The 13,559-nt window shown below is 73.8% G+C and carries 14 protein-coding genes; 12 read left to right on the plus strand and 2 right to left on the minus strand.

The window, feature by feature from the left end; all coding sequences use genetic code 11:
* Positions 1-89: 89 nt before the first annotated feature.
* Positions 90-1,322, plus strand: a complete 1,233-nt coding sequence (gene hemW / locus ACZ462_RS06820) for a radical SAM family heme chaperone HemW (protein WP_467806933.1) — start codon at positions 90-92, stop codon at positions 1,320-1,322.
* Between the two features lie 32 nt (positions 1,323-1,354).
* Here hemW and ACZ462_RS06825 read toward each other — a convergent pair whose 3' ends face one another.
* Together ACZ462_RS06825 and ACZ462_RS06830 are read right to left on the minus strand one after the other, a co-directional pair.
* Positions 1,355-2,161, minus strand: coding sequence for a DUF3097 domain-containing protein (locus ACZ462_RS06825; RefSeq protein ID WP_467806935.1), 807 nt, complete (start codon positions 2,159-2,161; stop codon positions 1,355-1,357).
* Between the two features lie 28 nt (positions 2,162-2,189).
* On the minus strand, positions 2,190-2,915 hold the full coding sequence (locus tag ACZ462_RS06830; RefSeq protein WP_467806937.1) for an MBL fold metallo-hydrolase: 726 nt from the start codon (positions 2,913-2,915) through the stop codon (positions 2,190-2,192).
* A gap of 143 nt (positions 2,916-3,058) precedes the next feature.
* Between ACZ462_RS06830 and hrcA the strand changes: the two genes are divergently transcribed.
* From hrcA to ACZ462_RS06885, 11 genes are all read left to right on the plus strand, one after another.
* Positions 3,059-4,075, plus strand: coding sequence for a heat-inducible transcriptional repressor HrcA (gene hrcA, locus ACZ462_RS06835; protein ID WP_467806939.1), 1,017 nt, complete (start codon positions 3,059-3,061; stop codon positions 4,073-4,075).
* Positions 4,076-5,212, plus strand: coding sequence for a molecular chaperone DnaJ (dnaJ, locus tag ACZ462_RS06840; RefSeq protein WP_189808436.1), 1,137 nt, complete (start codon positions 4,076-4,078; stop codon positions 5,210-5,212).
* Between the two features lie 157 nt (positions 5,213-5,369).
* A complete protein-coding gene (locus tag ACZ462_RS06845; protein WP_467806940.1) occupies positions 5,370-6,461 on the plus strand; it encodes a nitronate monooxygenase in 1,092 nt (363 codons plus the stop codon).
* Positions 6,458-7,201, plus strand: coding sequence for a 16S rRNA (uracil(1498)-N(3))-methyltransferase (locus tag ACZ462_RS06850; RefSeq protein WP_467806942.1), 744 nt, complete (start codon positions 6,458-6,460; stop codon positions 7,199-7,201). Before ACZ462_RS06845 ends, ACZ462_RS06850 begins: the two co-directional genes overlap by 4 nt.
* Before the next feature lie 98 nt (positions 7,202-7,299).
* The gene (locus tag ACZ462_RS06855) at positions 7,300-7,659 is read left to right on the plus strand and encodes a histidine triad nucleotide-binding protein (RefSeq protein ID WP_467806943.1); all 360 of its coding nucleotides are present in this window, start codon (positions 7,300-7,302) and stop codon (positions 7,657-7,659) included.
* Between the two features lie 3 nt (positions 7,660-7,662).
* The gene (locus ACZ462_RS06860; RefSeq protein WP_467806944.1) at positions 7,663-8,574 is read left to right on the plus strand and encodes a ribonuclease Z; all 912 of its coding nucleotides are present in this window, start codon (positions 7,663-7,665) and stop codon (positions 8,572-8,574) included.
* 195 nt (positions 8,575-8,769) lie between these two features.
* A complete protein-coding gene (locus tag ACZ462_RS06865; RefSeq protein WP_467806946.1) occupies positions 8,770-9,891 on the plus strand; it encodes a PfkB family carbohydrate kinase in 1,122 nt (373 codons plus the stop codon).
* Positions 9,892-10,033: 142 nt separating this feature from the next.
* Entirely contained in the window at positions 10,034-11,089 is a 1,056-nt protein-coding gene (locus ACZ462_RS06870; protein WP_467806948.1) for a PhoH family protein, read from the plus strand.
* Between the two features lie 13 nt (positions 11,090-11,102).
* Positions 11,103-11,600: an rRNA maturation RNase YbeY gene (ybeY, locus tag ACZ462_RS06875; RefSeq protein WP_467806950.1), complete on the plus strand. Its 498-nt coding sequence runs from the start codon at positions 11,103-11,105 to the stop codon at positions 11,598-11,600.
* Positions 11,597-12,901: a hemolysin family protein gene (locus tag ACZ462_RS06880; protein WP_467806952.1), complete on the plus strand. Its 1,305-nt coding sequence runs from the start codon at positions 11,597-11,599 to the stop codon at positions 12,899-12,901. The genes ybeY and ACZ462_RS06880 overlap by 4 nt, the downstream gene beginning before the upstream one ends.
* Positions 12,898-13,260, plus strand: a complete 363-nt coding sequence (locus ACZ462_RS06885) for an MmcQ/YjbR family DNA-binding protein (RefSeq protein WP_467806954.1) — start codon at positions 12,898-12,900, stop codon at positions 13,258-13,260. Before ACZ462_RS06880 ends, ACZ462_RS06885 begins: the two co-directional genes overlap by 4 nt.
* Positions 13,261-13,559: the final 299 nt, after the last annotated feature.

The raw sequence follows: 13,559 nt of genomic DNA on the forward strand, positions 1-13,559 counted from the left end.
GGCCGGGCCCGCCGCCGGACCGCCCCCCGCAGGCCCGCGCCCGCCGCGCGCACGGCCGGGCCCGGGCGGGCGTGCGGGACAATGGGCCCATGCCTTCCGCACTGCCCGACGGTGAACCCATGCCCGAAGACGGCGCCCTGCCGCCGCACGCCCTGGCGGGCGCGGGGGACCGTCCGCTCGGGTTCTACCTGCACGTCCCGTACTGCGCCACGCGCTGCGGCTACTGCGACTTCAACACGTACACCGCCACCGAGCTGCGAGGCAGCGGAGGCGTGCTCGCGTCCCGCGAGAACTACGCCGACACCCTCGCCGACGAGGTCCGCCTGGCCCGCAAGGTCCTCGGCGACGACCCCCGGCCGGTCCGCACGGTCTTCGTCGGCGGCGGCACCCCGACGCTGCTGCCGGCCGCGCACCTCGTCCGCATGCTGGCGGCCGTCCGCGACGAGTTCGGCCTCGCTCCCGGCGCCGAGGTGACCACCGAGGCCAACCCCGAGTCGGTCGACGCCGCCTACCTGGCCGAACTGCGCGAGGGCGGCTTCAACCGGATCTCCTTCGGCATGCAGAGCGCCAAGCGGCACGTCCTGCAGGTGCTGGACCGCACCCACACCCCGGGACGCCCCGAGGCCTGCGTCGCCGAGGCCCGCCGGGCCGGTTTCGAGCACGTCAACCTCGACCTGATCTACGGCACCCCCGGCGAGAGCGACGACGACTGGCGCGACTCCCTCGACGCCGCGCTCGGCGCCGGCCCCGACCACATCTCCGCGTACGCGCTGATCGTCGAGGAGGGAACCCAGCTCGCCCGCCGGATCCGGCGCGGCGAGGTCCCCATGACGGACGACGACGTCCACGCCGACCGGTACCTGATCGCCGACGAGGTCCTCGCCGGCTCCGGCTTCCACTGGTACGAGGTCTCGAACTGGGCGGCCTCCGAGGCGGGGCGCTGCCTGCACAACGAGCTGTACTGGCGGGGCGCCGACTGGTGGGGCGCCGGCCCCGGGGCGCACAGCCACGTCGGCGGCGTGCGCTGGTGGAACGTGAAGCACCCCGGCGCGTACGCGGCCGCGCTCGCCGCCGGGCGCTCGCCCGGGGCGGGCCGGGAGCTGCTGTCCGCGGAGGACCGCCGCGTGGAGCGGATCCTGCTGGAGCTGCGGCTGGCGGAGGGCGCGCCGCTGGCGCTGCTCGCCGAGCAGGGGCTCGCGGCCTCGCGCCGGGCGCTCGCGGACGGGCTGCTGGAGGCCGGGCCGTACCGGGAGGGGCGGGCCGTCCTCACGCTGCGGGGGCGGCTGCTCGCCGACGCGGTGGTCCGGGACCTGGTGGACTGAAGCGGGCGGGCGGCCCCGGGGCCGCCGCGCCTTCAGCCGGCGGGGGCCGTGACGAAGTCGATCAGTTCCTCGACGCGGCCCAGCAGGGACGGCTCCAGGTCGCGGTACGACGCCACGCGGGACAGGATGTGCCGCCAGGCCGCGCCCGTGTTCTCCGGCCAGCCCAGGGCGCGGCAGACGCCCGTCTTCCAGTCCTGGCCCCGCGGGACCGCCGGCCAGGCCGCGATACCCAGGGACGACGGCTTCACCGCCTGCCAGACGTCCACGTACGGGTGACCCGCGACCAGGACGTGCTCGCCCGACACCTGCGCGGCGATGCGGGACTCCTTCGACCCCGGCACGAGGTGGTCCACCAGCACGCCCAGGCGGGCGCCCGGGCCGGGCGCGAACTCGGCAACCACGGCCGGGAGGTCGTCGACGCCCTCCAGGTACTCCACGACGACGCCCTCGATCCGCAGGTCGTCGCCCCAGACCCGCTCGACGAGCTCGGCGTCGTGCCGGCCCTCCACGTAGATGCGGCCCGCCCGGGCCACCCGCGCCCTGGCGCCGGGGACGGCGATCGAGCCCGACGCGGTGCGCCGCGGGCCGGACGGGGCCCGGGAGGACCGTACGAGGGTGACGGGGGCGCCCTCCAGCAGGAAGCCCCGCGGCTCCAGCGGGAACACGCGCCGCTTGCCGAAGCGGTCCTCCAGGGTCACCGTGCCCGCCTCGCAGGCGACGACGGCGCCGCAGAAGCCCGTGCCCGCCTCCTCCACGACGAGGTCCGGCTCGGCCGGCACCTCCGGGACGGGCCTGGGGCGCTTCCACTGCGGGGTGAGGTCGGGGGAGTACTCGCGCATCCGGCCGACCCTAGGAGAGCGGGCGCGCTCAGGCGTCCGACACGCCGAAACGCACCGCCAGTGTGGCGCGTTGCGCACGGACGAACGCCGCGTCGACGACCGCCCCGTGCCCCGGCACGTACAGGGCGTCCCCGCCGCCCAGCGCCAGCAGCCGGTCCAGCGCCGCGGGCCACTGCGCGGGCACCGCGTCGGGGCCGGCCTGCGGCTCCCCGGACTCCTCCACCAGGTCGCCGCAGAAGACCGTCTCCCGCTCGCCGGGCACGAGCACCGCCAGGTCGTGGCGGGTGTGCCCGGGGGAGACGTTCGCGAGCAGCGCCTGCACCCCGCCCAGGTCCAGCGTCCACTCGCCCGACACCAGGTGCCGCGGGACAACCAGCAGGTCGGCCGCCTCGGCGGCGTCCGCCGGGTCCAGGCCGTGCCGTACGGCGTCGCCGCGGAGCTCCTCGCGGCCCGCGGACAGCTCGGCGTCGAGGCCGACGGCGCCGTACACCTCGGCGCCGGCGAAGGCCGCACCGCCCAGAACATGATCGAAATGGCCGTGCGTGAATGCGATATGGGTCACGTGCCGGCCCGTCAGGCGCTCCGCCTCTGCCCTCAGCAGGGCCCCTTCGCGCACACTGGAACCCGGGTCGACGATCAGTACGGAATCGTCCCCCACCACCAGTCCCACGGTGCAATCCCACACCGGGAGGCGCTTCCGGCCGGTCCGCCCGGTCAGCCTCTCCCAGCCCGCCTCTTCCCAAGCCACGTCCATACCGCGACGCTACCTGGCGGGCCGCCCTTGCTAGCCGCGTACCCCCCGGCCGTACACTGACCGGGGGATCTCTGGCACTCGTACGACCCGAGTGCCAAAACGAACGACCACCACGACCCGCATCACAGCTGGAGGTGCGCGCGATGCTCAGCGAACGCAGACTCGAGGTGCTGCGCGCCATCGTCCAGGACTACGTCGGGACGGAGGAGCCGGTCGGCTCCAAGGCGCTCACCGAGCGGCACAAGCTCGGCGTCTCGCCCGCCACCGTGCGCAACGACATGGCCGTGCTGGAGGAGGAGGGCTACATCGCCCAGCCGCACACCAGCGCGGGCCGCATCCCCACGGACAAGGGCTACCGGCTGTTCGTCGACCGGCTGGCGGGGGTCAAGCCGCTGTCGACGCCCGAGCGCCGGGCCATCCAGAACTTCCTCGACGGGGCCGTCGACCTCGACGACGTCGTCGGCCGCACCGTGCGGCTGCTCGCGCAGCTGACCCGGCAGGTCGCGATCGTCCAGTACCCGTCGCTGACCCGCTCGACCGTCCGGCACGTGGAGCTGCTGTCGCTGGCTCCCGCGCGCCTGATGCTCGTGCTGATCACCGACACGGGCCGGGTCGAGCAGCGGCTCGTCGACTGCCCGGCGCCCTTCGGCGAGACCTCCCTGGCCGACCTGCGGGCGCGGCTCAACAGCCGGGTCGTCGGCCGCCGGTTCACGGACGTACCGACGCTGGTGCAGGACCTCCCCGAGGCATTCGAGCCGGAGGACCGGGGCACGGTGTCGACGGTGCTGTCGACGCTGCTGGAGACCCTGGCCGAGGAGGCCGAGGAGCGCCTGATGATCGGCGGCACCGCCAATCTGACGCGCTCCGGACACGATTTCCCCCTGACGATCAGGCCGGTGCTGGAGGCGCTGGAGGAGCAGGTCGTGCTCCTCAAGCTGCTCGGCGAGGCCAATGAATCGGGCATGGCCGTACGAATCGGGCATGAGAATGCCTACGAGGGACTGAACTCCACGTCCGTCGTCTCGGTCGGCTACGGTTCGGGCGGCGAAACAGTCGCCAAACTCGGCGTGGTCGGACCGACCCGCATGGACTACCCCGGAACGATGGGAGCGGTACGCGCAGTGGCACGTTACGTCGGACAGATCCTGGCGGAGTCGTAAGTGGCCACGGACTACTACGCCGTACTCGGCGTGCGCCGCGACGCATCGCAGGACGAGATCAAGAAGGCCTTCCGCCGCCTCGCGCGCGAACTCCACCCGGACGTCAATCCGGACCCGAAGACGCAGGAGCGCTTCAAGGAGATCAACGCCGCGTACGAGGTGCTCTCGGACCCGCAGAAGAAGCAGGTCTACGACCTCGGCGGCGACCCGCTGTCCTCCTCGGGCGGCGGCGGCGCGGGCGGTTTCGGGGCGGGCGGCTTCGGCAACTTCTCCGACATCATGGACGCCTTCTTCGGCCAGGCGGCGCAGCGCGGCCCGCGCTCGCGCACCCGCCGCGGCCAGGACGCCATGATCCGCCTGGACCTGGAGCTGGACGAGGCCGCCTTCGGCACGACCAAGGAGATCCAGGTCGACACGGCCGTCGTGTGCACCACCTGCTCCGGCGAGGGCGCCGCTCCCGGCACCTCGGCGCAGACGTGCGACATGTGCCGCGGCCGCGGCGAGGTCTCGCAGGTCACCCGGTCCTTCCTGGGCCAGGTCATGACCTCGCGCCCCTGCCCGCAGTGCCAGGGCTTCGGCACGGTCGTCCCCACCCCGTGCCCCGAGTGCGCGGGCGACGGGCGGGTCCGCTCCCGCCGCAGCCTCACGGTGAAGATCCCCGCCGGCGTCGAGAACGGCACCCGGATCCAGCTCGCGGGCGAGGGCGAGGTCGGCCCCGGCGGCGGCCCCGCCGGCGACCTGTACGTGGAGATCCACGAGCTGAGCCACCCGGTCTTCCAGCGGCGCGGCGACGACCTGCACTGCACGGTCACCCTCCCGATGACCGCGGCCGCGCTCGGCACCAAGTGCCCGCTGGAAACGCTCGACGGCATGGAGGAGGTCGACATCCGGCCCGGCACCCAGTCCGGCCAGTCGATCCCGCTGCACGGCCGCGGCGTGACCCACCTGCGCGGCGGCGGGCGCGGCGACCTCATCGTGCACGTCGAGGTCCAGACCCCCGCCAAGCTGGACGCCCAGCAGGAGGAGCTGCTGCGGCAGCTCGCCAAGCTGCGCGGCGAGGAGCGCCCCATGGGCCAGTTCGCCCCCGGCCAGCAGGGCCTCTTCAGCCGCCTGAAGGACGCCTTCAACGGCCGCTGACCGGCCGGAGCGGACCACCCCGCCGAGCCCGGCCCGGGAACACCCCGGGCCGGGTTCGGCGCGTTCCCGGGACCGCCGCGGCCGCCCGGCGCGGCGGACTATGCCAGGCGGATACGGTGATTCGGCCCCGTGAGCGGGACATGGCACGATGCGGTGCATGTCCTCGCCACTGAACGGTCTCGCCGGGTACCCGATCGTGCAGGCTCCCATGGCGGGCGGCGCCTCCTGCCCGCCGCTCGCCGCCGCGGTGTGCGAGGCGGGCGCCCTGGGCTTCCTCGCCGGCGGCTACAAGACCGCCGACGGGATGTACCAGGAGGTCAAACGGCTGCGCGCGCTCACCCGGCGCGCGTTCGGCGTCAACCTCTTCATGCCGCAGACCGGCCACGCCGACCCGGCCGCGATCGAGACGTACCGCGGGCAGCTCGCGGGTGAGGGCAGCTGGTACGACGTCTCCCTCGCCGAGGAGGACACCGCCGGCACCAGCGACGACGGCTACGACGCCAAACTCGCGATCCTGCTGGAGGACCCCGTCCCCGCCGTGTCGTTCACCTTCGGCTGCCCCGCCCCGCGGACGGTCGCCGCCCTGCGCAGGGCCGGCACGTACAGCATCGTCACCGCCACCTCGGTCGACGAGGCCCGGGCCGCCGAGGCCGCGGGCGCCGACGCCGTCTGCGTCCAGGGCGTCGAGGCCGGCGGCCACCAGGGCACTCACCGCGACGACCCGCAGGCCGACGCCACCGCCGGAGTCGGGCTGCTCGCGCTCGTCGCCCAGGTCCGGGAGGCCGTCGGCCTGCCGATCATCGCCGCGGGCGGGCTGATGCGCGGCTCGCAGATCGCGGCGCTGCTCGCCGCCGGGGCCGAGGCAGCGCAGCTCGGCACCGCCTTCCTGCCCTGCCCCGAGTCCGGGGCGCACCCGCTGCACAAGAAGGCGCTCACCGACCCGCTGTTCCCGCACACCGAGCTGACCAGGGCGTTCTCGGGGCGCCCCGCCCGCGGCCTGGTCAACCGGTTCATGCGGGAGCACGGGCCGTACGCCCCGGCCGCGTACCCGCAGGTCCACCACATCACCGCGGGGCTGCGCAAGGCGGCCGCCGCGGCCGGGGACCCGCAGGGCATGGCGCTGTGGGCGGGCCAGGGGCACCGGCTGGCGCGGGCGCTGCCCGCGGGGCAGCTGGTGGAGGTGCTGGCCGCCGAGATCGCCGAGGCGCAGAGCGCCCTGAACGACATGCAGAAGAGGAGTACGACATGACCGCCCCCGTGTTCGTGGTGGAGGAGGTCCCGGCGGGGCCGCGGTTCGTCCTGGACGGCCCCGAAGGCCGGCACGCGGTGTCCGTCAAGCGGCTGGCCCCGGGCGAGGCGGTCGTCCTCACCGACGGCCGCGGCGGCTGGGCCGAGGCCGTCGTCGAGGCGGCCGAGGGCAAGGACCGGCTCGTCGTGGCGGTGTCCGCGACGGGCGAGGAGCCGGAGCCGGAGGTGACGATCACCGTCGTCCAGGCCCTGCCCAAGGGCGACCGCGGCGAGGTCGCCGTCGAGACGATGACGGAGACGGGCGTCGACGCGATCGTGCCCTGGCAGGCCTCCCGCTGCATCACCCAGTGGCGCGGCGACCGCGGGGCCAAGTCCCTCGCCAAGTGGCGCAGCACCGCCCGCGAGGCCGGCAAGCAGTCCCGGCGCGTCCGCTTCCCCGAGGTGGCCGAGGCCATGTCGACCAAGCAGGTCGCGGCGCTGCTGGCGGGCGCCGACCTCGCCGTGGTCCTGCACGAGGACCGCGACGCCCCCTCGGAGGCCCTGGCCGCGGCCGAGCTGCCGGAGTCCGGTTCCGTCGTCCTGGTCGTGGGCCCCGAGGGAGGCGTCTCCCCGGAGGAGCTCGCCGCCTTCGCGGAGGCCGGCGCCCGCACCTGCCGGCTGGGCCGCTCGGTGCTGCGCACCTCCACCGCGGGCACGGCGGCCGCCGCGGTGCTGCTGGCCCGGACCGGCCGCTGGTCCTGAAATGCGGGCGGGCGGCGGCGGGCCGCCCGATACGATGCCCGAACTGATCAACCCGTGCGGGCGGCAGCGCCCGCGCCACCGTCACGGAAGGCGAAGCCATGGCAGGGGAACCGCAGGCGGACTGCCTGTTCTGCAAGATCGTCGCGGGGACCGTCCCGGCGACCGTCGTCCGGGAGACCGAGACGACCGTCGCGTTCCGGGACATCAACCCCCAGGCGCCGACGCACGTCCTGGTCATCCCCAAGGCGCACTACGCGGACGCCGCCTCGCTCGCCGCGGGCGCGCCGGAGCTCGCCGCCGACGTGCTCCGCGAGGCCGGCGAGATCGCCGCCCAGGAGAAGGTCGACGACCACGGCTACCGGATCGTCTTCAACACCGGTTCCGGGGCGGGCCAGACCGTCTTCCACACGCACGCGCACGTCCTCGGCGGGCGCGGCCTCCAGTGGCCGCCGGGGTAATCCGTGTCCGTACGCGAATTCGTGGTGCTGGGCACCGCCAGCCAGGTGCCCACCCGCCACCGCAACCACAACGGCTACCTTCTGCGCTGGGACGGCGAGGGCATCCTCTTCGACCCCGGCGAGGGCACCCAGCGCCAGATGCTGCGCGCCGGCGTGGCCGCGCACGACATCAACCGGATCTGCATCACGCACTTCCACGGCGACCACAGCCTCGGCCTCGCGGGCGTCGTCCAGCGCATCAACCTCGACCAGGTCCCGCATCCCGTCACCGCGCACTACCCGGCCTCCGGCCAGGTGTTCTTCGACCGGCTGCGGTACGCCACCGCCTACCGGGAGACCGTCAAGCTCCGCGAGGAGCCCGTCACCGGGGACGGCGTGCTGGCCGAAGGCCCCCCGTACCTCCTGGAGACGCGCAGGCTCTCGCACCCGGTGGAGTCCTTCGGCTACCGGATCACCGAGCCCGACGGGCGGCGCATGGTCCCTGAGCTGCTCGCGCGGCACGGCATCAAGGGGCCCGACGTGGGCCGGATCCAGCGCGAGGGCCGGCTGGGCGCGGTCACCCTCGGCGACGTCAGCGTCCCGCGGCCCGGCCAGCGGTTCGCGTTCGTCATGGACACCCGGCTGTGCTCCGGCGCGGAGGAGCTCGCCGAGGGCTGCGACCTGCTGGTCATCGAGTCGACCTTCCTCGACGAGGACGGGCGCCTGGCCGCCGACCACGGCCACCTGACCGCCGGGCAGGCGGCGCGCATCGCCCGCGGCGCCGGCGTGCGGCACCTGGTGCTCACGCACTTCTCGCAGCGCTACGGAGACCCCGGCGAGTTCGAGCGCCAGGCGCGCGCGGCGGGCTTCGAGGGGGAGCTGACCATCGCGGCGGACCTCGCGCGGATCCCCGTCCCCAAGCGGGCCGAGGCCTGACGGCCGGCGGCTGACCGCGGCAGGGGCGGGGCGGCCGCACGAGGGGATCGCGAGCCGCGGGAGAGTCCGCGGCAGTGATGTGCGCCACACTGGGTTTCCGTCCGGCCGGGACGGGCGGGACTGCCGGTCGTCCGACGCGGTCCGCCCCGTCCCGCCCTGCGGAAACGACCCTTCGCGCCGATCGGGGAGAACACCGTGGTCAACCGGGACAGCCGCTTCAGCCGCAGCGCAGCAGTGGACCCCCTCGGTCCGGTGCGCGATCCCGAAGAGCCCGGGTGCGACGTCTTCCTGACCGGCACGGTCTTCCTCGACATCATCTTCACCGGCCTCGACTCGGCGCCCGTGCGCGGCACCGAGTCCTGGGCGCGCGGCATGGGCTCCAGCCCCGGCGGCGTCGCCAACATGGCCACCGCGCTGGCCCGGCTCGGCCTGCGCACCTCGCTCGCCGCCGCCTTCGGCGACGACCACTACGGCGAGTACTGCTGGGACGCGCTGGAGCAGGGCGAGGGCATCGACCTGTCGATGTCCCGGACCATCCCCGGCTGGCACAGCCCCGTCACGGTCTCCATGGCGTACGAGGGCGAGCGCACGATGGTCTCGCACGGCCACGAGGCGCCCCCCGGCTTCGGCGGGGAGGGCGCGGCCGGGCCGGGAGGCGCCGTCTTCCCGCAGTGCCCGCCCCGCACGCGGGCCGCCGTGGCCTCGCTCGCCCCCGCCCGCGAGGACGGCTGGATCGGGGAGGCCGCCCGCCGCGGGGCGCGGGTCTTCGCGGACGTCGGCTGGGACACCACCGGCAGGTGGGCCCTGGCCGAGCTGACGGACCTGGAGCACTGCGAGGCGTTCCTGCCGAACGCGGGCGAGGCGATGCGGTACACGCGGACGGACTGCCCGCGGGCGGCGGCCCGGGCGCTGGCCGAGCGCGTCCCGGTCGCGGTGGTGACCCTGGGCGCCGAGGGCTCGTACGCCGTGGACTCCGCCACCGGCGAGACGGCCGAGGTGCCGGGGATCGCGGTGGACGCCCTGGACCCGACGGGGGCGGGCGACGTGTACGTGGCCGGGTTCGTCACCGGCTCGCTGGCGGGCTGGCCGCTGGCCGACCGGCTGGCCTTCGCGGGTCTGACGGCCGCCCTGTCGGTCCGCGAGTTCGGCGGCTCCCTCTCGGCCCCCGGCTGGGCCGAGGTGGCCCACTGGTGGGCGGCCGCCCCGGACGGGCTGCGGGAGCGCTACGCCTTCCTCGACGAGCTGCTCCCGCCGGCCGGCTCGCACGCCCCGCGCCGCCGGGCGGTCCCGACGATCGGCTTCCGCCACACGGCGTAGCCGGGGAGCCGCCCGGCCGGGACGGGCGGCCGGGTAAAACCCCTGGGTGCCGCCCGGTCGGCGACGTACCCTTGGTACTCCGGAGGTCGTCGATCGGCGCGACCCCTCAGCGGGAGGTATGTGCAGGCCACAGTGCCGGCCCATGACTCAGACATCCACAGCCCACACCCCGGCGCAGGGTCAGGCGCGAGCGCACTTCACCGTTCCGGCCAGCCATCCGATGGTGGCCGTGCTCGGCTCCGGTGACGTCCTGCTCCGCGTGATCGAGAATGCCTTCCCGAAGGCCGACATCCACGTCCGGGGAAACCAGGTCAGCGCGGTCGGGGACGCGGCGGAAGTCGCCCTGATCCAGCGCCTGTTCGACGAGATGATGCTCGTGCTCCGCACCGGGCAGCCGATGACGGAGGACGCAGTGGAACGCTCGATCGCCATGCTCAAGGCGAGCGACAACGGCGACGGGCCGCAGGAGACGCCCGCCGAGGTGCTGACCCAGAACATCCTCTCCAACCGCGGCCGCACCATCCGCCCCAAGACGCTCAACCAGAAGCGGTACGTCGACGCGATCGACAAGCACACGATCGTCTTCGGCATCGGACCCGCGGGCACCGGCAAGACCTACCTCGCCATGGCCAAGGCGGTCCAGGCCCTGCAGTCCAAGCAGGTCAGCCGGATCATCCTGACCCGCCCGGCCGTCGAGGCGGGGGAGCGGCTCGGCTTCCTGCCCGGCACGCTGTTCGACAAGATCGACCCCTACCTGCGGCCGCTGTACGACGCGCTGCACGACATGATCGACCCCGACAAGATCCCGCGGCTCATGGCCAACGGGACGATCGAGGTGGCCCCGCTCGCGTACATGCGCGGGCGCACGCTCAATGACGCCTTCGTCGTCCTCGACGAGGCGCAGAACACGAGCCCGGAGCAGATGAAGATGTTCCTGACCCGGCTCGGCTTCGACTCGAAGATCGTCATTACGGGCGACATCACCCAGGTCGACCTCCCGGGCGGCACGAAGTCCGGCCTGCGGCAGGTCCAGGCGATCCTCGACGGGGTGCCCGACATCCACTTCTCGCGGCTCACGTCGGAGGATGTGGTCCGGCACAAGCTGGTCGGCCGTATCGTCGATGCGTACGAGAAGTACGACGACAGCCAGGCGGGCCAGGAAACCCGGCCCGCCCGGAACGGCACCCAGCGGAAGTAGAACCCAGCGCACCATGTCGATCGACGTCAACAACGAGTCCGGAACCGAAGTAGACGAGCGGGCGATCCTCGACATCGCCCGCTACGCGCTCACCCGGATGCGGATCCACCCGCTGTCCGAGCTCTCCGTCATCGTCGTCGACGAGGACGCCATGGAGCAGCTCCACATCCAGTGGATGGACCTCCCCGGACCCACCGACGTCATGTCCTTCCCGATGGACGAGCTGCGCCCGCCGTCGAAGGACGACGAGGAGCCCCCGCAGGGCCTCCTCGGCGACATCGTGCTCTGCCCCGAGGTGGCGAGGAAGCAGGGCCTGGAGGCGCCGACGCAGCACTCCATGGACGAGGAGCTCCAGCTCCTCACCGTCCACGGGGTGCTGCACCTGCTGGGCTACGACCACGAGGAGCCCGAGGAGAAGGCCGAGATGTTCGGCCTCCAGGCGGCCATCGTGGACGGCTGGCGCACCGAGCGCGGCCTGACCGGCCCCTCCCCGGCCCCCACCGTCTCGTGACCGCACCCCAGCTGATCACCGGGGCGGTCCTGCTCGTCGTGGTCGCCTGGTTCGCGGCCTGCGCCGAGTCGGGGCTCGCCCGCGTCTCCTCCTTCCGCGCCGAGCAGGCCGTACGGGAGGGCAGGCGCAGCGCCGAGAAGCTCGTCCAGGTCGCCGCCGACACCACCCGCTACCTGAACGTCGCGCTGCTGGTGCGCGTGACCTGCGAGATGGCCGCCGGCGTGCTCGTCACGTACGTCTGCCTCGACGAGTTCGGCGAGAACTGGACGGCGCTGCTCACCGCGATCGGCGTGATGGTCCTCGTGTCGTTCGTGGCCGTCGGCGTCTCGCCGCGCACCATCGGCCGCCAGCACCCGCTGGGCACGGCCACGGCCGCCGCGTACGTGCTCGTCCCGCTGGCCCGCGTGATGGGCCCGATCCCGCAGCTGCTGATCCTCCTCGGCAACGCCCTCACCCCCGGCAAGGGCTTCCGCAAGGGCCCCTTCGCCTCCGAGGCCGAGCTGCGCGCCATGGTGGACCTGGCGGAGCGGGAGTCGCTGATCGAGGACGAGGAGCGCCGCATGGTGCACCAGGTCTTCGAGCTCGGCGACACGCTGGTGCGCGAGGTGATGGTGCCGCGCACCGACCTGGTGTGCATCGAGCGCTACAAGACCGTCCGGCAGGCGACGACGCTCGCGCTGCGCTCGGGTTTCTCCCGCATCCCCGTGACCGGGGAGAACGAGGACGACATCGTCGGCATCGTGTACCTGAAGGACCTCGTCCGCAGGACGCACGTCAGCCGGGACGCCGAGACCGACCTCGTCTCGACGGCGATGCGGCCGGCGGCCTTCGTACCGGACACGAAGAACGCGGGCGACCTGCTGCGCGAGATGCAGCAGGTCCGCAACCACGTCGCCGTCGTCATCGACGAGTACGGCGGCACGGCGGGCATCGTCACCATCGAGGACATCCTGGAGGAGATCGTCGGGGAGATCACCGACGAGTACGACCGGGAGCTCCCGCCCGTCGAGGAGCTGGGCGGGGACCGCTACCGGGTCACCGCGCGCCTGGACATCACCGACCTCGGCGAGCTGTTCAAGGTCGACGCCTTCGACGACGAGGACGTGGAGACGGTCGGCGGGCTGCTGGCGAAGGCGCTGGGCAGGGTCCCGATCGCCGGCGCGTCCGCGATGGTGGAGCTGCCCGACGGGCGGCCGCTGCGGCTGACGGCCGAGGCCCCGGCCGGACGCCGGAACAAGATCGTGACGGTGCTGGTGGAGCCGGTGGAGCCCGCCGAGGACGAGGACGGGGAGGCCGGGTGACGCCGGCGGAGCTGCGCGCCTTCTGCCTCGGCTTCAACGCGGCCGTCGAGGAGTTCCCCTTCGGTCCCGAGACCTCCGTGTTCAAGGTGCTCGGCAAGGTGTTCGCGCTGTCGGCGCTCGACGGCGAGCCGCTGAAGGTGAACCTCAAGTGCGAGCCGGAGAACGCGGTGCGGCTGCGCGCCGAGCACGAGGCGGTCGTCCCGGGCTGGCACATGAACAAGCGGCACTGGAACACGGTCACCGCGGGCGGCGCCGGCGCCCTCCCCGACGCGCTGGTCCGCGAACTCGTCGAGGACAGCTACGACCTGGTGGTCGCGGGCCTTCCGCGGGCGGAGCGGCTCCGGCTCGACCGGCCCTGACGGGGCGCCGACCAGGCCCGACCCGGTGAACGGCCGGCCCCGCCGTGGGACGAAGGTCACTCCCCGCGCCGCCCCGCGCGGCACGGGACCCGCCCGACTGGCGTCTATGTTGGTCCAGGCCAATCCGTGATCCTTTGCGGCCCGGGGGGACCGCGGGAACCACGGGGCACGGAGGGGAGAGGGGGGGGGGGGGGGGGGGGGGGGGGGGGGCGGAGGGGGGGGGGGGGCTGTGTGGGGCAGGTGAGGGAGCAGCGGGACAAACCCAAGAAAAAGAAAGAGGACACATGTAGTGTGGTGCA

Source organism: Streptomyces sp. NPDC031121 (assembly GCF_055570615.1).